This window comes from Tenacibaculum aiptasiae (assembly GCF_965221665.1).
GTDB classification, from domain to species: Bacteria; Bacteroidota; Bacteroidia; order Flavobacteriales; family Flavobacteriaceae; genus Polaribacter; species Polaribacter aiptasiae.
Window position 1 is genome coordinate 2371668 of the sequence record NZ_CBDCSN010000002.1, and the last position, 23072, is coordinate 2394739.

Below are 23072 nucleotides of genomic sequence, written 5' to 3' on the forward strand. Positions count from 1 at the left end.
AAAGTTATTGGCATACACTTTGACTATAACTACTCGTAAAATTGAATTAAAATTTAAAAAAGATAAATAACAATTATGAGTAAAATTATAGGTATAGATTTAGGTACTACGAACTCATGTGTTTCTGTAATGGAAGGAAATGAGCCAGTAGTAATTCCTAACGCTGAAGGAAGAAGAACTACGCCATCTATTGTGGCTTTTGTTGAGGGAGGAGAAAGAAAAGTAGGAGATCCAGCAAAGAGACAAGCTGTTACGAATCCAACAAAAACTGTTTATTCTATCAAGCGTTTTATGGGGAATAAATTTTCTGAGTCTGAAAAAGAAGCAGGAAGGGTTCCTTATAAAGTTGTAAAAGGAGATAACGATACACCACGTGTAGATATTGATGGTCGTTTATATACACCACAAGAAATTTCTGCAATGGTATTACAGAAAATGAAAAAAACTGCTGAAGACTACTTAGGTCAGGATGTAGCAGAAGCTGTAATTACTGTTCCAGCATATTTTAATGATGCACAAAGACAAGCTACAAAAGAAGCTGGTGAGATTGCAGGATTAAAAGTTCGTCGTATTATAAACGAGCCAACTGCAGCAGCTTTAGCTTATGGATTAGATAAAGCAAATGACGATAAGAAAATTGTAGTATTTGATTTTGGTGGAGGTACACATGATGTTTCTATCTTAGAATTAGGAGATGGAGTATTTGAAGTATTAGCTACAGATGGAGATACACACTTAGGAGGAGATGATGTTGATGAGAAAATAATCAACTGGTTAGCTGATGAGTTCATGGCAGAAGAAAATATGGACTTACGTAAAGACCCAATGGCTTTACAACGTTTAAAAGAAGCTGCAGAAAAAGCTAAGATTGAATTATCTAGTACAACTTCTACTGAAATAAACTTACCGTATATTACTGCTACTGCTTCTGGACCAAAGCACTTAGTTAGAACAATGACTAGAGCTAAGTTTGAAGCTTTAATAGATGATTTAGTAAAGAGAACTATTGAGCCATGTCAAGCAGCGTTAAGAAATGCTGATTTAAGTACTTCTGATATTGATGAAGTAATTTTAGTAGGAGGCTCAACTCGTATTCCAGCAATTCAAGAAGCAGTTGAGAAGTTCTTTGGAAAAGCACCTAGTAAAGGAGTTAATCCAGACGAAGTTGTTTCTTTAGGAGCAGCAATTCAAGGTGGAGTTTTAACTGGTGATGTAAAAGATGTATTATTATTAGATGTTACGCCTTTATCATTAGGAATTGAAACTATGGGGAATGTATTTACTAAATTAATCGAAGCAAATACTACGATTCCAACTAAGAAATCTCAAGTATTCTCTACAGCTGTAGATAACCAACCATCGGTAGATATTCACGTATTACAAGGTGAAAGAGCGATGGCAGCAGATAACAAAACAATTGGTCGTTTCCAATTAACAGATATTCCACCAGCTCAAAGAGGAGTTCCTCAAATTGAAGTAACTTTCGATATTGATGCAAACGGAATTATTAATGTGTCTGCAGCAGATAAAGCAACAGGAAAGTCTCAAGATATTCGTATTGAAGCTTCTTCTGGATTATCTGATGAAGAAATCGAGAAAATGAAAGCAGAAGCAGAAGCAAATGCAGATGCAGATGCTAAAGCTAAAGAAACAGCAGAGAAAATTAATGGAGCAGATTCTATGATTTTCCAAACTGAAAAGCAATTAAAAGAATTTGGTGATAAATTATCAGATGATAAGAAAGGTCCAATTGAAGCTGCTTTAACAGAATTAAAAGCTGCTCACGAATCTAAAGACCTTGCGCAAATTGATGCTGCAATGGAAAAGATTAATGAAGCTTGGAAAGTTGCCTCTGAAGAAATGTATGCTGCACAGCAACAAGCTGGAGGAAATGCAGGAGCTCAACAAGGTCAACCTGAAGGAAATAATGCTCAGGGAGATAATGTTGAAGATGTAGATTTCGAAGAAGTGAAGTAAGATTTAACTTACATATATATTATTTAAAAGAGATTGTTCTGTTTAGAACAGTCTCTTTTTGTTTTTAAGGAAGTTTAAAACTTCCATTCGGAAATAATATGTTGTCATTCGGAAAGAATATCGTTTATTCTGTAGAAAAAAATATTGATTAGCGATTTGTTTATATACAATTGTAATCCCCTTAAAACAATTATGTTAATTAGAAATTAAAATATTTTATTTTTAAGTTTAAACTATTACTTAAAAATGTAGCTTTGAATTATGATAAAAAAAAATACGCTATTCCTTTATTTAATCTTGTTGTTTTCCAGTACTGTATTGTTCTCTCAACACCCAGTTTTTGAACATTTAACAGAAAAAGATGGATTGCCTGATATTGAGTTTTATGATGTATTAGAAGATGAAAAAGGTTATATCTGGTTAGCAGCTGATAAAGGGCTTTTTAGGTATGATGGAAAGGAGTTTAAAAACTATTCACATCCTAAAAAAAGAGCATTGTCTGTTTTTGGTTTAAAATTAGATAGCCAAGGAAGGGTTTGGTGTAATAATATTACAGGTCAATTTTTTTATGTAGAAAATGATGAACTAAAGCTTTTTATAGATATTGAAGAGCAAGCTAATGGTCAATTAGCAGAATTTCTATTTTTTAAAGACTATTTAATAATTATTAATTATTGGTACATTTTAAATGTGAACTTAAAAACCAAAGAGAGTAAATTAATAAATAACAACAATTATATTGCTTCTGTTTTTAAGAAAAAAGATACTTTGTTTTATCTGAGTCAGACCAAAATGAATTACTCAACAAATGGAAAAACATTTAAGAGGATTCAAAGTTTAAAAAATACAGTTAAATATTCAGGTATAAACTGGAGGAGTTTTAAGTTTCAAAATAAACAGTTTCATTATAGTTATGATTTTAATGGAGATGTAGTTAAAAATCAAAAAGGAATGTTGGTTGTGGAGGAGAATAATGAATTGGTTAAAATAAAACTTCCAGAAGATTTAAAAAAAAATTTTACAATTAGAATTTTTATTAGAAATGAGGAGTTGTGGTTTTGTACAGAAAAAGGAGTTTATGTATGTACATATGGAAGTAAAGAGATAAAACATGTAAAAAGTTATTTTAAGGATAAGCAAATAACTCAAGTTATTACAGATTCTAATAACAATTATTGGTGCTCTACTTTGAGAGATGGGATATTCATAATACCTAATATTTATTTAAATAAATATAAAAGCGCTGATACTGCTCAGAACATAAGTGCAATGGGTAAGGTTGGGAAAGATAAAGTATTGTTTGGGTCAACTAATGGGTACTTAACGCTTTTAAATGTGATAACCGGTGAGAAAAGGGATATAGATGTAGGGTCTAAAGAAAAAGTATTTTCAATTATAGGGTTGAATGATGAAAAAGCTCTAGTAAGTTTTGCATCAAATTCAGTAATATTAAATGTAAATACATTAAAGTATCAAAAGCTTAAATCGTATGGGAATGCAAAAGATTTTTCATTATATAAAGATGGAAAAATAATATTTGCTGCATTTGCATATGCTTCTATTAATCATGTAAAGGATAATGAAGAGCGAGTTAGAATAGGGATGAAAAGATCCTATTCTGCACACTATAGTAAGCTAAGTAAGAAAATATATGTAGGGTATGTTGACGGTGTAAAAGTATATGATGAAAAGTTAAAACCTACCCCAGTTTTATATAAAAATAAACCAATTTTTGCACTTGACATAGAGGAAACGGCAGATGGAACTATATGGATGTCTACATTTAAAGATGGCTTAATAGGGGTGAAAAATGGAAAGGCTTATATAAATTATACAAAAGAAAATGGGTTGATATCTAATTTGACAAGTGTAATTAAAGCAAATGAAAATTCACTCTGGATTTCGACTAATAAAGGGATTCAGGTCTTAGATGTGAAGAAGGGAACGTTTAAAAATTTAACAAAGAGAGATGGGGTTAACTCTTATAACATATCAGATATAGTTGTGTTTGATAAATCTGTATTTTTTAGTTCGAATAAAGGAGTGTTTGAAGTAGATAAAGACAAGGTTTTTAAAGAGATGGAGGTGCAAGATTTTTACTTTTCAGATGTTTTGGTAAATGACGAACATCTTGAAATAAAAGATACCTATAGCTTAAAACATAATGAAAATAAAATACAATTTAAATTTCATGCGAATGGTTTTTTGACGGAGGAAAGCTTGCAGTATAAGTATCGCTTAATAAAAAATAAGAAGAATGATAAATGGGATGTTTTATCTAAGGGAATAGATCAGATTACATTTAATGATTTGTCAGCAGGAAAATATAGGTTTGAATTAAAAACGGTTGATTTTAATGGTGATAAAGAAAGTGATGTGAAAAAGATTGATATTGAGATTCAATTACCATTTTATAAAGAATGGTGGTTTATATTAAGTGTAATAACATCTTTGTTTTTAGTAATTTGGTATAGATTTAATGCTCGATTGAAAACATTAAAAAGAAAGCAAGAGGAGGTACTTGAAAGGGAAAGAATGCAGAAACAATTAGTGTCATCTAAATTAGAAAGTTTACAATCTCAAATGAACCCTCATTTTACATTCAATGCTTTAAATTCAATTCAAAACTTAGTTTTAAGGGGAGATAAATATAAAGCCTATGATTATTTAACAAAATTCTCTCTATTAATAAGAGAAAACTTAAATATGAGTAAGAAGAGCTTTGTTCATTTTGATGAGGAGCTACAATTATTAAAAAAATACTTAGAATTAGAAAAGTTACGTTTTAGAGAAGAGTTTTCATATGAAATTAAAGGAAATGAAAATGTAGGTGATATAAAAATACCAACTATGATTATTCAACCTTATATAGAGAACGCATTGAAACATGGACTTTTGCATAAAAAAGGAAATGATAAGAAGGTGCTTATAGAGTTTAAGCAAGAGGATGTTTTAATATGTATAATAACAGATAATGGCATAGGGATAAAAGCAGCTAAAGAACTCAAAATTCAAAATAAAGTTACTAGAGAATCATTTTCGACCAAGGCAATAGATGACAAGTTGGCTTTCTTAAAAGAATACTATAAGGTAGATATTGGTGTGTGTTTTGAAGATGTAGAAGAGGGTACTAGGGTTGTGGTGAGGCTTCCCTATACAATCGGATTATAATTTTATTAGGAAGTTAATTTTTGAGTTTAGGAAGAAGTTTTTAATAAAAATAAACTAAAAAAATAAATTTAACTAAGTCTTAAAAAGGCGGGGGACAAAAACAAAATGAAATCTTTTATATATAAAATATTCGATATAGGTATATTACCATCTAATGACGCAAAAGAAAATAAAAAGATAAAATTGTTAAATATCTTTTGTTTTACATGGTCAATATTGATAGTGGTTATAACTATTTTCGATATTATTTTTGAAAGAGAGTTAGAAGGAAGTTTGATAATGCATGGAATTTCTTATGTCCTCATATTTATTATTTTTCTTTTTCAGTATAAGCACTTTTACATATTGGCAAGAGTACTTTTTATATGTTCTATAATAGGGATTACTTTTGTTTTTGCAAATTATACCACGCCATTAAGTTTAATAGAAAACTTTTATTTTATATATCCATTGATAGGTTTGATTTTAATAGAAAAAAAATGGATTAATATAAGTATTCTTGTGCTTTGCTTCATATTGTATTTTGTTCCAAATTTAATTTACAAGCATTATCCCGATAATACAATTTTACCAGTATTAGTATTCTCTGTATTTGTTGCAGCTTACGTAATTTTAAATTATTCAGATAATTTAAATAAAAAGCACGAAAAAGAATTATTGTTAAGTAAAGAGAAGTTAGAGCAAGCTTATTTAGAGTTGGAAGAACGAAAGAGAAGTGAATTGGCAAGTCTTCAATTGAAAGCACTCAAATCTCAAATGAATCCACATTTTTTATTCAATACAATCAATTCAATACAGAGCTTAATATTAGCAGGAAATAAGGAGGAAGCCTATAAGTATTTAACAAAGTTCTCTTTATTAATGAGAGAGAGTATAAAAACAAGTGAAAAAAGTTTTATAGATTTTAGTGTAGAATTATCAATGTTAAAAAAGTACTTAGAGTTAGAGAAGTTACGTTTTAAACAAGATTTTGAATACGAAATAAGAGGAGAAAAAAATATAGAAGAAATAAAAATACCATCAGCGGTAATACAGCCATTTGTAGAAAATGCAATTCGTTATGGTTTGCTTCATAAGATTGAAGGAGAGAAGAAAATAGAAATAGAGTTTTATCAAGAGGATATATTTATATGTTCGGTAACTGATAATGGAATTGGAATTGAAGCATCTAAGCAAATAAATACGTTAAACAGAAAGCTAGAAACGGAAGATTCTTCAATAAAAGCTATTGAAAATAGATTGAAGTTGCTTAAAGAGTTTTATAAAACAGATATAGGAGTTGTTTATGAAAAAGTAGAAAAAGGAACAAAAGTAGTTGTAAAAATACCTTATGTAAGTTAAGATGACAAAGATACAAGCGGTAATAGTTGATGATGAGTTAAATGCAAGAGAGAATTTAAAATATTTATTAAATGCTTTTTGCAAAGAGATTGAAGTGGTTTCGGAAGCTTCTAATGTAGATGAGGCAGTTGAAGAAATAAAAAAAACAAAACCACAACTGGTTTTTTTGGATATAGAAATGCCCAGAAAAAATGGATTCCAACTTTTAGAAGAGTTTGAAAATGTCGATTTTCAAATTGTTTTTATTACAGCTTATGATATGTATGCTATCAAAGCATTTGAGGTTGCAGCAATAGATTATTTGTTAAAACCAATTGATATAGAAAGATTAAAAGAAGCGGTAAAAAAGGTAATAAAGAATTTAGGGAATTCCAATGCTAACTTAGAAGTTTTAAAGAGTAATAAAAAAGAACTTCAAAGAATAGCTATTCCTTATAAAACTGACTATGCTATTGTAAACTTAAGTGATATCTTATGTATAGAAGCCGATAGAATGTACTCAGTAATTTACACGAATAATGATAAAAAGTATGTGGTGGCCAAAAAGTTAAGTTATTATCAAAAGTTATTATGTACAGATAATGATTTTGCTCGAGTGCATAGATCGTGGATTATCAATGTTAATCAAATAGAAACGTATTCTAAAAAAGAGAAAGAAGTAAAGCTAAAAACAGATCTTAAAATACCAATTAGTAAGAGTTATAAAGAATATTTTGAAGAGCTTTTTTGTTCTTAGAAGTTTAAATAAAAGTTTAATAAGAAAACCATCTATAATTGAAATAGGTGGTTTTCTTTTTGGAAGTTAAAAAAGGTGACTGGGAAATGATAAAGTGTAAGTAAGTTAAATATGATGTTAATTTATATAAAGATTAGTATAAATAAAATTGTTTTTAATGTTAAGAGTAAAGGTTTTAAAGGTTACTGGGATTCCAAAAGGAGAAACCAAAGTGTTTGTTTTTGATTCTTTAGGAAAAGAGATTATCAAAGCAAGAACTAAATTTAAAGGAAAAGGATTTAATACAATTAAATTACCAGTTTTAGAAAGAGGAGAGTATATAGTTCGATTGAAAACTGAGGAAGGTGCATTTATTAAAAGAAATATAGTTCTAGAATAAAATTAGAAATAGAGAATTTAAGTTTAATAAAACTTTTTACCTTAAGAGTAAAGTAGTTTTTATGTTGTAAGGTCTTCACAATTAGTTATGTGGAGGCTTTTTTTTTGCTTGTGAGTATTGCTTTTTGGAAAAGAAAATTATTCATTCGGAAGTAATTTATGACTAAATATTGAAAACTGAATTTTATTTGTCTTAAAAATAATCTAAGACAAAAATGGGGTTTAAAATGAGGAAAAATATTTCAATAATATTTATGCTTTTGGCAGTTCTATGTCAGTCGCAAGAAAATCAAAATAAAATATTAGAAGCATTTCAGTCAGGTAAGTATACTGTTTTTAAAGTTGAAAAAGTTTCGTACAAAAAATACAAAATGGTCAAAGTAAAAAAGCAATGGCCAATAACGTTTACAAAAGAAGGGAACAATGTTTCAAATGTTTTAGTAAAGAGGGCTGGGATTTTGGATGAGAATTTCAAACCAGATGTACCAGGACATCCGGCGTATTTTAGTTTTTCTACCTACCGATTAACATTTGTAAATGGAATAGGGGTGTATTATAGTTGGAATGGGAAAGAAGAAGCAACTACAAAGTATGTGTTTACAAAAGGAGGTAGCCTTTCAAAAAAATATAATGAACTAAATAAACTAGTAGAAGAGTATTCTAAATCTGTATTTAAAAACCAAACTACAGCAAGAGCTGAAGTGAAAGAACAAAAAGCGGCATTGGTTGAAGTAGAGAGGAAGAAAAATTCCTTAGAAGCTAAGGAGGTTAAAAGTATAGAAATTAAGTTGGTAAGCACACCAAAAAAAGTAGCGCATTTTTCAGAGGCAATAAAGTATGGAGTAATTGCAACACTTAAAGATGGAAGTAAATTATCAACAAAAAATTTAGGAGGAAAAATTCCTTGGAGTGATTTCAAGTTAACACACAAAGGATGTAGCAATACTATTGATGAAGTAAGGGTAGATGAAGATGCAAAATCATTAAAAAATGATAGAGTAACATTGGAAATAACTTCTAAATATCATCCGCAATTAAAAGCAAAAAAGCATATCAATACAACTAATAATATTTCTATTCAGGTTAATCAACAGGGATTTTGGGGGCACGAACGTCATAAATACGTAACTGTTTTTCAAGGTAAAGATGGGCAGCATGCAGGAAGAGGTGATAATCTTACCATAAAAGTAAAAACAGTAAGTCACAAACAAACTGGGGTTAAACTGAATAAAATAGACATTTACAATACTACCAAAAATAAGCACGTAGCTAGATATAAGCTGACTACTGATACAAAGTTAATTATCAATAATCAAGGAGGAAGAGGAATGAATGGAGATGAAGGTCGTAAAAGTTCACCAAACGGAGGAAATGGTGGTTATGGTGGAGCAGGAGGAAATATCTTGCTGATAAAAGATCCATCTGTAACAAAACTAAATATAGAGTTTAATAACCAAGGGGGAGACGGTGGAAATGGAGGAGCTCCTAAGTATTCACATTCAAGTAGAGGAAGGAATGGTAAAAGAGGAGATAATGGAAGAATAACAAAACAAGTAAAATCAATAAAACTAAATTTTTAACTAAACTAAAAATTAAATTAAAATGAGAAAACAAGTAATATTAACATGTGTATTGAGCGCAATGATGTTTCTAGGGGGTACTACAGAAACGAACGCACAATTTAAAAGTTTGATAAAAAAAGTAACTTCTAAAAAGAAATCAAAAAGAGGTTCAAAATCATCAGGGGCATCATCAGGAACATTTGGATATTTGAATAGTGTAAACGATGAACTTGGTATGAGTGGAGAGTATCATGGATTAAAAGATAAAAAAGCTTTCGGATTTAAATTTGTTAAAGAAGATCAAGGAAAGGTTGTAAATCAGTTGCATTACTGGGAAAGAAAGCAGGAGAATCCACAATTAAAAATGAACTTTAAAGAAAGTTATTTTAGAAAAAAACAAGTAAAGATGTTTTTTGTATGGATGTCATCATCAGCAAAATCATACATAGAAGTTTTTGAAGTCGCTCCAGGAGTAATTGCACAAACTCAACAAACTGATAGAAGTATAAATAGCTATGATGAGTCGGTACCATTAGATTCAAAAAGAACAGTAATTGAGGTGATGGCAAAGAATAAAGCCGATTTAGATACTTGGGATATTGAAACAGCACAAGCAAAAGTAGATATGATTATAAGTGATTTGAATTCACTTAAAATGGCTAAAACGAAAAAGAAATTAATGCGTTTCGATTCGTATAAAAATTATCATGGGAAAGTTGCTTTTGCTAAAGGAACTAACTATTTAAGGAGTTCAAGATCAAATCAGCCAGTAGAAAAAGTAGCTAACTTTATTACTAAACAAGAGTTAGGTTCAACAGTAGCATTTAAGCCTTATTTTGATCAGCCTTTATCGGTTTCTCATCCAGGTTCTTGGTTTAATATTACTTATGAAATGGCAGGAAAGAAAACAGGAAGAGAAGAATTGAGAAAAACTAGTACAAAGTTTGCTAAAAATATTCCGCAGTTAGATAAGTATAAAAACGATTTCTATTTCTTTTATCCAAAAGTAACAGTGAACCGTTCAAATAATATTGCAGATTATGCATTTTTAGAGTTGTTAAGGCAAGCTCAAGACGATTTAAAAGAAGGGCAAACATATGATTTAAAAGTTACTGTTTGGGCATATAAAGATGGGCAAAATATAGATCCAGTAGCAACAGGAACTATTCAGTTAGAGTATACAGCAAATACAGAAAAACTATTACTGGATCCAGTTAAGGGGTGGATTACAGTTTTAGAGGATTATTTAGATGAATAAAATCCTATTTTTTGATTATTTTAAACCGAATTGTTTATTACAATTCGGTTTTCTTAATTCTGAATTAACGAATGTATAAGAAAATAATTGCAGTAGTATTCTTTTTAATGACTTTTAGTCTAGCTGCGCAGAATAAAAAAACAGAACCAAATTATTCATTTATCAAACTGGTAATAACAAATAGTTCCAATGAAGTGTTGCTAGTGAAGTGGAGAAATGATTGGGAAATACAAGGGAGAAAATTTGCTGGAGATTTTGCTATGAAAGAGTTTGTAAAAAGCATGGCAAAAAGTGTTGGGGTAAAAGTGAAAGATATCAAATTAAGAGGTTTGTTTACTTTTCATTTTGAAGGATATCCTAAGCCAACGTTGATGCATTATTATCAAGCAATCTATGTTTCAGGAACTATAAAGCCTCCGCCATCATGTAGTGATGTAGCTTGGGTGCCCATAGATCAATCTTTAGAAAAAATGGCTTACAAAGATATGAAGGCAATTATGAAAAGAATATTTAAAGATAAAAGTGTTTGGGGAGGAGCCTTAGTAATAAGAGAAAAAAGCAAGGATAAGCCTAGAGATTTTAAATTAAGAACTAACTTTTATAGATTTTGATTAAGTTGTTTGTTTTAAAAGTCATTGATATTACATCAGTGGCTTTTGTTATTTTTGGATTATGAAAATATATCAAAAAGAAATCCAATTACCAGAATTTAGAAGAGGATATCATATTATTACTGATATTTTAGAAAGTGCTATTCCAGAAATTCAAACTATTATGAAAGGGCAGTTTCAGGCTTTTATAAAGCATACTTCTGCTAGTTTAACAATTAACGAAAATGCAGATCCTACTGTTAGAGAAGATTTCGAGTCGCATATTAATAAAATGATTCCGGAAAATATGCCTTATTATAAACACGATTATGAGGGAGCTGATGATATGCCTGCGCATATTAAAAGTTCTATGCTAGGTTGTCAGGTACAAATACCAATAACCAATGGAAGGTTAAATCTAGGGACTTGGCAAGGAATCTATTTAGGTGAACATCGTAATTATGGAGGTAGAAGAAATAAATTCAAAAAAGCAACCACTGTTTATTTGTAAGCAGTGGTTGCTTTTTTATTAATCTCCTCCGCAACTAGAGCAACTAGAGCAGCTTGAGCATGATGAACAACTAGAGCAAGAGCTAGAATCAGTGTCAAACCAACTAGAGTCGGAATCACTTCCCCATGAGCTTGAGTCAAACCAACTAGTAGATTCTGTAACCTCAGGTTCATTAATACTTAAAGGATCTTCATCAAAAGTGCTAGAGTTTACGGTTTCGCTATTAGATTCGCTATCAAAAATATCATTTGAAGTTTCTACTTCTTTAGCGTACCCTAAATCTTCACCTTTGTCATTTTCATAATAAGAATTTTGGATGGTAATATTGTCATTATGATGCATGATGTCAGACCAAATTAAACTATAAAAAAGAAAGTCGTTAAACCCGTGATATCCGCCATATATTCCTCCTCCTTGAGTATTAGGTTGAATATCTTTTTTATTATTTATTTTTTGTTTTGGTAAAATAAATTTGTTCTTAGTATAGGTCTGTATATCATCAGTTTCAATTTGTTTTTTTAAGGATAGTTTTATTCTGTTTAAAAAATAGTCAAACCATTTATTTTTATCGTTTTTAAACTTGTCAAAACTTTCTTGATTACTAACGGTTTTACTTATTTTATTATTGATGTCTCCTGAGCTAAATTCTTTAAATAACCCAGAAACTTTTATGACAATTGGATAAACACCTATTTTATGATCTCTATTGATTTCGGTTTCTATTAAATATTTGAAATCATTGTCTTCGTGTTCCAAAACAAGTTTTAATTGTTTGAAATGAATAGACATAGCGTCATTTATTTCAATTTCATATTTGTCTAGCGCATATTTTAAATCATTTTCTTTTCCGTCTTTATCATGATAAAAATTGATGTCATCATGAGCAATTTTAATGATATTAGTAATATTTAAACTTCTAAAAGTAGCGTTTAGTTGCTGTAAAATTGCAACAGCTGTAAAAGTTTCACGTTCTTCTTTGTCGGAAACAACACCTAAAGTTAGGTGGTGAAAAAACTTTTTAAAAGCTTTAGTTGGTTTTACTTTTTTAATCTCTGTAAGTTGAGATGGGTCAATGGTAATAATACCTTCTAAATACATAAGTTGATTTTTAATTGTGGCAAGCTCCGCAATTGCTAGCTTCCCATTCTTTTATAGCATATGAACCCCAAATGGATTCTGGTGGTTTGTTGTAGTGTTTTATATAAAGTTCTATTGTTTTTTGAAATGTTTTTGGTTCGCTGTTTTCACTAGGAGTGTGGTGTATAAACCTTGAATAGTGAGTTAAACAAAATTCATTATAGTATCGGGTAAATAGAATAAATTCATGCCAAGCTAGATCAACTAATACAGAAGGACTTAGTTTTTCATTAGTAATATGAATTAGGTTTAGAAACTTTACCATTTCTATTAATAATTGATCACTATCAACTTGGTTTTTGAAACTTATTTCAGCTATTTTTTTCTTTAATAGAGGAATGTTTGATAAAATATCGTTTAATTGGAGTTCCATAAACTAGTTTAAATAGAGTTTGTTTTCTCCGTTGGCAATATAAACCAAGACATCATTCTCTTTAAGTATTAGATTGTTTTCTGGGTTTTTAATTAGCTGTTCATCTCTACTTAGAGCAACTAAAGTAATTCCTGATTTTTCTTTTAAATCAATATAAGTGTCTAAAAAACGTGTGTTTGTATAGTTGTGATTTGCTGTTAATTTAGTTTCGCAAATATCTAAATTACTCTTGTCGTTTGAGGTAGATATTAAATCTTCGGTAAGTAATGCAACATTAGGTTCGAATATATAGCTTGCTATAAACTTAGAAACTATTTCTTTTTTAGGAATAATAAATTGTACTCCTAAATAATTAAAAGATGATTTTAATTCTATGTTTTCTATAGCAACAACACAATTCACTTTTTCAAATCGCTTTTTTAAGCTAATGGTATAAACTAAGGAATCTGTGTCGTTTTCAAAACTAATGTAAACTCTTCTTGAATTAATAATGTTTATTTTTTCTAAAGACTTATAATCGTTTAAATCAGCTAATAAAACAAAACAGTTTTTATCTGAATAAATTTGTTTAATTGTTTTTAGATCTGATTCTTGATTAACAACTATAGCTAAATCTTCTCCAGCATTTATTATTTGTTCGGCAACTTGTTTTGAAAAAGTATTCCAGCCAATAATTATACAGTGGTTGTTCATATCTGTTCCAAAGTATCCCATTTCTCTTTTTTTTAAGTATTCTGATATTTTTAAGCTTAATTCTGTAACGATGTATCCTAACATACCAAGACTTCCCAATACGAAAAGTATTCCAATTAATCTTCCCCAAAAAGTAATAGGGTAGAAGTCACCATAACCAACAGTTGTTAGGGTTACTAAAGAATACCAATAAGCATCGGCAAGATTATGAATGTTAGTGTTTTCAAAGTTTGATTCAAAATAATACAAACCATATACTAGTAGGTTGTATATGGCTGCAATTATAAGGAGGAGTATTAGTTTTTGTTTAGTACTCATGCGTTCATTAAAACTTTAAAAGTGTTTAATTTTTCCTGATTACAACTACTTAGCTCAATGTAAGTTTTTTTGCTTTCAGGGAATGTATGAATCGCTAAATGACTTTCTCCGAGTAACCAAAAACAAGTATACCCTTGTTGTTCAAAATAATGTTCGTTAAAAGCTAAAATGGTAAACTCACTTTGTTGTAGCAATTTTTCAAATTTGGTTTTTAAAATCTCAGGATTGGTTTCTATAATCCATTCCTGAAGATTGTATATTTCGGCTTGTATATGTTTGTAACTAGTGTTCATTTTTTATTAGTATAAATCCCAATTTCCTTTTAAATAGTATTGATACAATACCGGATTTTGAATCTTATTCACTTCAATTTTTTTAGCATCGATATTAAAGAAATCTTTTTTTCCAAAAGAAGTTAATAATAACATTGCTTCGTTGTTAATCCATTTAGTGGTAATAGAATTAAACTGTAAGCTTTGTAATTGTTTTTTAAATGTTTCTTTTGAAATATTCTTGTTTTTAGTTCCTATAATCCAACCCCATTCTCCCATAGATATTATTTGATTGTGCATTGGAACTGTAGTGAATCCTGCCGATTGCATTGTTAAATCTATACACTGAAATGCCTTTGTAGCAAAATATGGGCTTCCAGATTGTGTTATAAGTAATCCGTTAGGTCTTAGCTTACGTCTGCATAAAGTGTAAAATTCATGAGAGTATAACCTACCTAATTCAACACTTCTTGGGTCTGGTAAATCAATAATAATAATATCGTAAAAAGATTTTGTGTCTTGTTCTAGGTGAACATAGGCATCTTTATTATAAATAGTTAGTTTTTCACTATTCATTGATCCCTCGTTGATGTCTATAAGAATTGGGTTGTTTTTACCTAGATTAGTCATGTTAGGATCTAAATCTACCATGTTAATTTTATCAACAGAAGGATATTTTAAAAGTTCTCTTACTGCGCAACCATCTCCACCACCAAGAATTAATATTTTTTGTGGATTTGGATGTGCTTGCATAATAGGGTGTACCAAAGGTTCATGGTACATTTCTTCATCAATAGAGCAAAACTGTAAGTTTCCATTTAAGTATAACCAATGCTCATCCTTCCATTCGGTTAAAACAATTTTTTGGTATTTACTTTGATTTGCGTAAACAACTTTGTCTTTGTATTTCTTTTGCTCTCCCCAGGTAATAATGTCGTTTGTAAAACTCATTCCGGCAATAAGAATAGTCAAAACAATACCAATACTTCCTAGCATAGGTTTGAATTGCTTTTTTACCATTTTTCCTTTAAAGCGATAGAAAACAATACAGGCAACAAAAAAGTTGATGAACCCTAGGATAAAAGGGGTGTAAGTAAGTCCTAAAATAGGTAAGCCGATGAAAGCAAAAAATACACCGCCTAATAAACTTCCATAATAATCTTTTTCAAGAATTGATGAGATGTTGGTTTTTAAATCTTCGTACTCTTTATTTATTCTTACTACCAAAGGAATTTCTAGACCAATAAGTAAGCCTACAAGCATACTTAAAAGATAAATTACTAAATCGTAATAAGAGGAAACTGCAGCTAGTGTGTATACTAATACCGAAGAGAAAGCTACTATTAAAGATAATGCTAGCTCTAGTAGTAAAAAGTTTCTCACTAGGTTTTTGGTGAAATACTGGCTAAGTCTACTACCTAGTCCCATGCAAAATAGCATTAAAGAAACAATCATAGTCCATTGAAAAACTGAGTTTCCAATGAAGTAGGTGGCAAGTGTAGATAAAACGTACTCTGCAACAATTCCAGCAAAACCAGTAGCAAAAATTGCCGATTTAAGTACGAATGAATTACTTTTTAAATACTCCATGTAATTAATATAGCTGAGCCAACATAAGCAAATGCTTCTAGTAAACCAGCTCCAATATTTGGTTTTTCTTGGTTAATTATTTCGTCTGTTAATGTTCTTCCTGGAAGTAAAATTTTGTCAGTTAAGAAACGCATTATTGGTAATAAGATAATTCCTAAAACGGTTTGTAAACTAACATCGATTAAAGTAGTGGTCCAATCAATAAAAGGATCTAATAAGGCGTTCATAATTACAATTCCTATCGCTAAGATTGCACCTCCAAAGCTTATTCCAACAGCAACATTGTCTTTTTCAATATGATCATGTACATCAAAACGAATCCATAAAGTGAAGATTTTTGAAGCAATAATTAGCATAATATTTCCAATAACCCAGTAACTAATAAAGGTGAGTATTCCTTCTTGAAAACTTTCAGATTCTCCAATAAGAGCTCCATGTAATATTAAAGCGTTTGCAATGTAGATACAAGCTTCTATAACTCCTGTACCTTCGTTTTTATCTTCAATAATTTCCTTTTTAATATCAAATTTTGGTAAAATTAGCTTGTTGCTAATTAGAATTGAAATATGCAGTAAAACAATACCAATAAGACTATAGGTACCAATGTGAAATAAATCTGTATAAAAATCAACGCTTTCTCCAATAATTGCACCTCCTAGAATTATAACTAATCCTACAAAATAACCTGTATAGGATAGAATAAAAGCAAAATTGTCTTTTTCAACAAGTTCATGTGCAATATTAATTTTCTTATTTATTAAGCTATAAATTAACTTTCCTAAATAAAAGATGATAAAAGCAGAAAGTACATAGCCTAAAGAGTGTCCTAGGCTAATAATGTCTATATATTCGGTTAGGTTTTCCATTTGTATTTTAATCTTTTTAAGTTAGTTATTATTTACCAAAGCCTCCGCTTCTTGAACGAGAAGATGATCTGCTGTATCTAGAGCTACTTCTGCTTCTTTTGCTATAGCTTTTACTTGAAGTATAACCTCTAGAACGCATGTTGGAAGCGCTTCTACTAACTTTTGAATTTACCTTGCTTTTAAATGTTTGTGGCTTTTTAGCCCAAGAAGTATTTTTATTTCCTGTAGAGTTTGTTCCGTATTTGCTAGAGCTACCATAGTATGATTTTCTATTACGATAGTTTCTATTATAGTCGTCCCAGTCTCTTCTAGGGTAGCCGTAACCATATCCATATCTTGGTCCGAAGAATAAATCAGAAAATAATCGATAACGTCCATAAAAAGCCCAGAAAGAACTTCCATCGCTATGGGTTCTCCATTCTCCGTATTTAGGATTTCCTACATAATTATTAACTCCAGCTGGAGCAGAATTTTTGTCTAGTTTTCCATTTTTCTTACTTAAAATAGTCATTCCTAAATCGTTTTGATGTTCTTCAAAAGTTATAGGAGAAACTTCCTTCCAGTCAGTGTCAATAATTTTAATATCGGTAGGTTCAGCTAAGCTATCTTTTAATTGTTCAATAGATAGGTTTGGTTGATTTTCTTCAATTAAAATTCGATACTTATGAAAATATTTATCGGTATCTTCTTTGTAATCCATATCGGCTAAAATGACACTGTAATCATTTTTGTCAATGTATTTAGTGATGATATTATCGATAGGTGATTTTACAAATTTTGGTTTTCTTTCAGTGCTGCAAGAACTTATTAAAAAACTAATAGCTAATAGAAATAAATAGTTGATAAGTCGCATAGTTTATTCGTTGTATGATGGTAAAATATTACTAATTTCAAATGGTTTAAGTATTTTTCCAATACTTACTTCAAAGTCATTTTCGTCCCATTGCTCAATGGTTAAACATTTTTCTTCGTCTTCATCTAAGTAGTAAAAAGAAATAAGTTCTTCCCAGTTTTTGTTTTCTACATTTCTATAGTATCCTGGAGATTCTTCGTCTAAGTAATAAGTAATATTTTGATGTGCAATTTTTTTTGGAGGTTTTCCATTAGTGTCAATATAATCAGTAACAGTTTCTCCTAATTTTCTGTATTTTAATTCTTCTGAAAGAGAAATGATAAGTTCATCATCTTCTTCTATATGAAGAAATCGTTTCTTTCCTTTAGATTCAATTACAAATTCTCTTGAGAAATGATTGTTTCCCCAATCGTATTCAGACATTTTAGTAACTGTCCAAGTTTCTAAGTCGTAATCTAATAGGTAACCGTTTTCTAAGTCGGTTACTTTGATGTTAATTGGATCGTAATGTTTTTCTTCTTCGTTTTTATTGCTTTTGAATAAATCAAAAAATCCCATAGTAGTAGGTTGTGGTTAATTTTTATTTTCTAATCCTTTCTGTAAAACAGATTTTATTCCTTCCAAGTTCTCAGTAAATGCCATCATTTGACTTAGAATTTGTGTCATCTCATTTTTGTTTCCTAAACCATTTAGTTTGTTGTTTTTAAGGAAAATCTTCTTAATGTCGTCCCAACGTTCTTTTTCTTCATTTGTTAGGGCGCTAATTAGTTCTTTGTACTTTAAAAGGTTGGCTTCAGCTGCTGAGGTTAGGGTTTGTGATTCACTTTCGTAATGAGATAATAATAAACGTCCTAATTCATCTTGATTCATGATAGGAACAATTTTAGCAACTAATTTGTTCATATCACGATACGAACCTTGTAATTTAAAAGAAGGCTCAGTTCTGTAACTGTCTTCCATTGCTGCTGATTGAATATAGGTTTGATTCACTTTTAAAATAGTATCTCTAATTGTAATCACTTTTTCAAGAACTGCAATGTAATCTTGTACTTCTTGTTTGGTGTGATTTCCTTTTAAATTAACCTCCTGTGTGTTATTTTCCACTTTGTCAATTAGCGTGTAAACATCATCAAAATACTTACTACTAAGTTGATGTAAAACAGGGTTAGAGGTTAAAGAATTTTCTATTAAACTTAATTTAAATAAATGTGCTGTATCGCCTATAATATCTCCTAAATTGTATATGTCTGCTCTGTTAGCAAGCATGTCTGGTATCTGGAATCTGTCACCGCTTTCAGTATATGGATTTCCAGCCATAATAACACAGAATTTTTTACCTCTTAAATCGTAGGTTTTAGATTTTCCATTGTAAATACCTTCTATTTTTCTTGTTCCGTCAGAAAGAGAAATAAACTTTTGTAAAAACTCTGGATTACAGTGTTGGATGTCATCTAGGTATAACATTACATTGTCTCCCATTTCAAAAGCTAAGTTTAATTTTTTTAACTCTTCTCTTGATGCTGAGTTGTTAGCAGACATTGGATCTACTGAGGTTACTTCATGACCAATTGCAGGACCATTAATTTTCATGAATACCAATCCTAATCGGTTCGATATGTATTCCATCAAGGTGGTTTTACCATATCCAGGAGGAGAAATTAATAATAGCATTCCCATTCTATCAGTACGCTTATTGTCTCCAATAGTTCCTAATTGTTTGGCAAGGTTATCACCAATTAAAGGGAAGTAAACTTGATCTATCAATTTGTTTCTAACAAAAGAAGATAGTACTCTTGGTTTGAACTCTTCTAATTTTAATTCTTCTTTTAACTCTTCAGTTACTTGATGTTTTGCTTCTCTATATTGTATGAAGTTAGGTACTTCATTTTGATTAAATTGAGTAAGCTCTTCAATGAAATTATGGTAGTCAAACTCAATAGTGTTTTCGTTAATTGTAGTATGATTACCTTTTAATCCTTGCAATGTTTGTTTTGGGTGAACATTGATAGGGTTTAAAGCTGAAAGGTTTTCAAACAATAGTAAAACAACAACTTCATTTATATAGTTTGTTTCGGTAGGGGTTTTTTCGTTAATGAAAGAGCTTACCCATTGTTTGGCTAATTGAATCTTATCAGTGTACTCTTCGAGCTTTTCAACACCTGCTTTAAATTTATGAAGAGCATTTTGCCTGTCTAAAGTTTTAATAAATGTTTCTTTTAAAACTAAGGCTTCTGGACTTGTGTGAAAAGTATTATTACTCTTTAATTCATTGAATAAATACCTAGCAATGGTTTTAGATTGCTCATTTGAAAAAAGCTGTGTTTTTTCTGAAAAACTATTTAAATAATCAGTTAAGTCATCAATAATAAAATCGTAAGCAGTGCTATTTGGGAACACGGCTAAAACTTCACCAGAAGCCTTAATTGAAGTATTGTAGTTTGTTTTTTGTTCTTCGGTTAATGAGTTCCAGAAATATTGAGCAAAGGCTCTTACGTCTGGAGTAAAAGTTAGTAATCCAAGTTCGTGATGTTTATGTACTAATGTGTGTAATATTTTTGCAGCATCAACATCATGAACACCTTTTATGTAGCCTTCAGCATAAGAATTACTACTTTCTTTTCTAATTAAACTTAGTAGCTCTTCTTCGGTAAGGTTGATTAATTCTTCTTCTTTAAACTTATTAAATAATTTAAAAGCTAGAAATGAAGATCTATAAACAGTGTTGTTTTCTGAAACTAATTCTTGGTCCCAATATTTTTTTGAGTTAAGTAAGATTTCATTTGAAACTTCCTCGTAAAAATCGGTTCCAGTTAAGTGATAGTATAACTCTTCGTTTTTATAAACAATAGTAAGGTCGAGTAATTGTTTGTTTACCCCAAATTTGTGTTTTCCTAATTTGATTATATTTTCACCGTCTTCGTAAAGTTCTTGCTTGTCTTTTAGCTTTCTAAGTGCATCTTCTTTTGCAACTTTTAATTGCGTTTCAATAGCTTCTGCTTTACCGATATCGTCCAATTCTTTTAGTTGACTAATAATGTCTCTAACTTTATTAATCATTAAATCAGCGGCAAAATATCCGTTGATATCTTCAGTTGAATTGAAAGTAAGCGCTTTTTTGCTTACACCTTTTAAAATTCTTTCTGAAGCTGTTTGTAGCGCTACAGTTTTCTTGTTTCTTTTTTCAATTAAGCTATTCTTTCTGTTATCGAAAGCGGCATGAACTTCTTCTCTTTTTTCAATAATCAAAGTAATAAACTCTTCAAAATCGGCAAATTTCCCTTCTAGCTCTTCAAGTTGAATAGCTGTTTTGGTTAAGAATTCATCGCATTTTTCAGGTGTATTAGCAATGTCTATGTAATTGATGATACTTTGGTCAATTAGCTTTAACTGTGCGTTAAAATCGGCCTTAGCTTCTTTGCTTCCTAAGCTTTTGATGCTATTCTTAATTCCAGATTTTAACTGGTTTAATGTCGCAAAAATCAATGAGATGTTATCAATAATCTTAGTGGATTGTGAAGTATCTTCGATTTCTAAATTTGAAACAATATCAATTAGCATCTCTAAATCGGAAGTAATCTGATTAACTTCTTTCTCTAGAGCTTTGGCGTCTATTACCTTTTTAATATTTGGTAAAGCTTCTTCTTTTTCTGAAACTCTCTTATGGTAAGGTTCTAATGCTTTATCGTTTAAAAGAAACTGAACACAGCGTTTAGAAATAAGGTTGTTTTGTTCGGCAACTTGCTCTTCTAATTCTTTTAAGAGATTTGCATTTATATATCGAATATCATGTAAGCTGATTACTTCTCCTCGTAAGGTTCGTAATTGATTTAACAGAACAACAAAGTCATCAATAGATTTAAAAGAAGTACTTTTTATTTTACTGAATAACTCATCAGATTTCTGATTGATATTTTTAGTTTCCTTTTCAGCTTGTTTTTTTAGTTGAACCACCTTCTCAAACTCCTCAATAGCAGCATTTGCAGCTTCATTTATTTGGGCAATAGGAATGTTTAACTGTGAAGTTTCTTTTTCAGGTAACCAATAATAAGTGTCGTTTATATCTTTTGATATTTTGGCAATATCGTTGTATAAACCTGTGTAATTATCTTCTTTATTTAATAGGTTGATTAATTCGTGACACTCTGCCATGGCACGAACAATATCTTTGTTTCCTATTTTGTATAATAATGTGTTTTCATGTTGTGAAGGCATAAAATCTCCTTTCAAATAAGGAGTTTGCCAAATCTGAACTACATGATGTTTGGTTTGTTCGTTTTCTGTTTTAAAATAACAAAGTTCTCCATTTTGTAATACAGTAAAACCATTACAAATTATGGGTGTTTTAACTTCTTGTTCTATGATGTTGTATGACATTAAAATGTATAAACCACGGATGGTTGCATAAAATACATATAAGAAGTCTTCTCCATTAGGAGATACTATTTTTTCTTGGAATTTTACTTCCTTAGCATCGTTTTCAAAAAGTTTATATTCTCCAGTTTGTAGGTAATATCCGTTGGGGAATATAATACCATGGTCATCTGGTAACTGAACAGCAGTGTCTTTAATACTGTCTATTTTTTGAACTTCCTGAAGTTTGTGGTTATAAACAAAATAGCGAGATGGTTCTTGAAATGGTTTTACTTCTAGGGTAATTAGGTTTCCTAAATTACCATATCTGAATTGACCATCGTCTAATGTTTGATCTATATGTTCAACAGGTTCAGAAAGAATTCCTCTTCCTTCGTCTGTGTTGTCTTCAATTTTAATAGTTAAATCTCCTCCAATGGTTTCTACAAAAACCTTGTCTAAAATAGATACATGAGAGTAGGTTCCATATCGGTGCATATCACGAGTTACTTCCTGCCATTTAAACTCGTGTTGTGTAGGAAATTTATATTCATGTTCGCTTCTGTTATCAATATATTGAAGATTATTTTCGTTGATAAGCCATTTAAAAGCTTTAATATCGCTTTTGTTTTCGCTTAACTGAAAAACCATGTATAAATAGTTTCCAATTACAGCAAATTTTGAGAAAATAGTATTTCTATAATATTTATAAAGATTGGTAAAATCATCAATAAAAACAGGATCGTTTAGTAGATCTAAAGATTGGATGTGGAAACGTTGTTCTTTAAATTCATAAATACTAAACACATCCGATAGTTTGATGTCTGTTCTTAATCCGAAGTGAACATTGTATCCGAAAATAGAGATGTTACCTAAAGAAACGATATCTCTGGCAATACAATTGTTTTCGGTATTAATTCTATCATTAGCAATTAATTTGGTTTCTATAGCTCCAAAAACATGTTTTCTATCCTCATTTAGGGTATGTAATCTTTCTTGTAGGTCTTGCTTTTGTTTTTGCAATCTACTTTGAATGATTTCATAGGTGCCGCCATCTAATTGCTGTGCATTGTTTTTGTTTTCCATAATTTTCTTA

General features: G+C 30.2%; 18 protein-coding genes. 9 read left to right on the plus strand and 9 right to left on the minus strand.

What is annotated here, in order from left to right:
• Positions 1-75: 75 nt before the first annotated feature.
• The 9 genes from dnaK to ACOQN8_RS11345 all read left to right on the plus strand — a co-directional run bounded on the left by dnaK (position 76) and on the right by ACOQN8_RS11345 (position 11524).
• The gene (gene dnaK, locus ACOQN8_RS11305) at positions 76-1977 is read left to right on the plus strand and encodes a molecular chaperone DnaK (RefSeq protein ID WP_235275732.1); all 1902 of its coding nucleotides are present in this window, start codon (positions 76-78) and stop codon (positions 1975-1977) included.
• A gap of 261 nt (positions 1978-2238) precedes the next feature.
• Entirely contained in the window at positions 2239-5148 is a 2910-nt protein-coding gene (locus ACOQN8_RS11310; RefSeq protein WP_420552744.1) for a sensor histidine kinase, read from the plus strand.
• A 105-nt stretch (positions 5149-5253) separates the two neighbouring features.
• Entirely contained in the window at positions 5254-6489 is a 1236-nt protein-coding gene (locus tag ACOQN8_RS11315; protein ID WP_420552745.1) for a sensor histidine kinase, read from the plus strand.
• A 1-nt stretch (position 6490) separates the two neighbouring features.
• Positions 6491-7225 (plus strand): LytR/AlgR family response regulator transcription factor, encoded by a 735-nt coding sequence (locus tag ACOQN8_RS11320; RefSeq protein WP_420552746.1) that lies wholly within the window; start codon positions 6491-6493, stop codon positions 7223-7225.
• A gap of 157 nt (positions 7226-7382) precedes the next feature.
• Positions 7383-7604: a T9SS type A sorting domain-containing protein gene (locus ACOQN8_RS11325; protein WP_420552747.1), complete on the plus strand. Its 222-nt coding sequence runs from the start codon at positions 7383-7385 to the stop codon at positions 7602-7604.
• Between the two features lie 226 nt (positions 7605-7830).
• Entirely contained in the window at positions 7831-9183 is a 1353-nt protein-coding gene (locus ACOQN8_RS11330; RefSeq protein ID WP_420552748.1) for a hypothetical protein, read from the plus strand.
• A 22-nt stretch (positions 9184-9205) separates the two neighbouring features.
• Entirely contained in the window at positions 9206-10423 is a 1218-nt protein-coding gene (locus ACOQN8_RS11335; RefSeq protein WP_150900721.1) for a hypothetical protein, read from the plus strand.
• A gap of 71 nt (positions 10424-10494) precedes the next feature.
• On the plus strand, positions 10495-11034 hold the full coding sequence (locus ACOQN8_RS11340; RefSeq protein WP_420552749.1) for an NUDIX hydrolase: 540 nt from the start codon (positions 10495-10497) through the stop codon (positions 11032-11034).
• 61 nt (positions 11035-11095) lie between these two features.
• Positions 11096-11524, plus strand: a complete 429-nt coding sequence (locus ACOQN8_RS11345) for a secondary thiamine-phosphate synthase enzyme YjbQ (RefSeq protein ID WP_420552750.1) — start codon at positions 11096-11098, stop codon at positions 11522-11524.
• Between the two features lie 18 nt (positions 11525-11542).
• Here ACOQN8_RS11345 and ACOQN8_RS11350 read toward each other — a convergent pair whose 3' ends face one another.
• The 9 genes from ACOQN8_RS11350 to ACOQN8_RS11390 are packed head-to-tail and all read right to left on the minus strand — an operon-like array spanning position 11543 to position 23062.
• Positions 11543-12622: a hypothetical protein gene (locus ACOQN8_RS11350; protein WP_420552751.1), complete on the minus strand. Its 1080-nt coding sequence runs from the start codon at positions 12620-12622 to the stop codon at positions 11543-11545.
• A 10-nt stretch (positions 12623-12632) separates the two neighbouring features.
• Positions 12633-13034, minus strand: a complete 402-nt coding sequence (locus ACOQN8_RS11355) for a glycine-rich domain-containing protein (RefSeq protein ID WP_420552752.1) — start codon at positions 13032-13034, stop codon at positions 12633-12635.
• Positions 13035-13037: 3 nt separating this feature from the next.
• A complete protein-coding gene (locus tag ACOQN8_RS11360; protein ID WP_420552753.1) occupies positions 13038-14045 on the minus strand; it encodes a potassium channel family protein in 1008 nt (335 codons plus the stop codon).
• A complete protein-coding gene (locus ACOQN8_RS11365) occupies positions 14042-14338 on the minus strand; it encodes an S-adenosylmethionine decarboxylase family protein (RefSeq protein WP_150900727.1) in 297 nt (98 codons plus the stop codon). The genes ACOQN8_RS11360 and ACOQN8_RS11365 overlap by 4 nt, the downstream gene beginning before the upstream one ends.
• 6 nt (positions 14339-14344) lie before the next feature.
• On the minus strand, positions 14345-15907 hold the full coding sequence (locus ACOQN8_RS11370) for a polyamine aminopropyltransferase (protein ID WP_420552754.1): 1563 nt from the start codon (positions 15905-15907) through the stop codon (positions 14345-14347).
• On the minus strand, positions 15895-16773 hold the full coding sequence (locus tag ACOQN8_RS11375; protein WP_420552755.1) for a DUF350 domain-containing protein: 879 nt from the start codon (positions 16771-16773) through the stop codon (positions 15895-15897). Before ACOQN8_RS11375 ends, ACOQN8_RS11370 begins: the two co-directional genes overlap by 13 nt.
• Before the next feature lie 28 nt (positions 16774-16801).
• Positions 16802-17626: a hypothetical protein gene (locus ACOQN8_RS11380; protein ID WP_420552756.1), complete on the minus strand. Its 825-nt coding sequence runs from the start codon at positions 17624-17626 to the stop codon at positions 16802-16804.
• Positions 17627-17629: 3 nt separating this feature from the next.
• Positions 17630-18184 (minus strand): DUF4178 domain-containing protein, encoded by a 555-nt coding sequence (locus tag ACOQN8_RS11385; RefSeq protein ID WP_420552757.1) that lies wholly within the window; start codon positions 18182-18184, stop codon positions 17630-17632.
• Between the two features lie 15 nt (positions 18185-18199).
• Entirely contained in the window at positions 18200-23062 is a 4863-nt protein-coding gene (locus ACOQN8_RS11390) for a DNA repair ATPase (protein WP_420552758.1), read from the minus strand.
• Between the last annotated feature and the right edge of the window lie 10 nt (positions 23063-23072).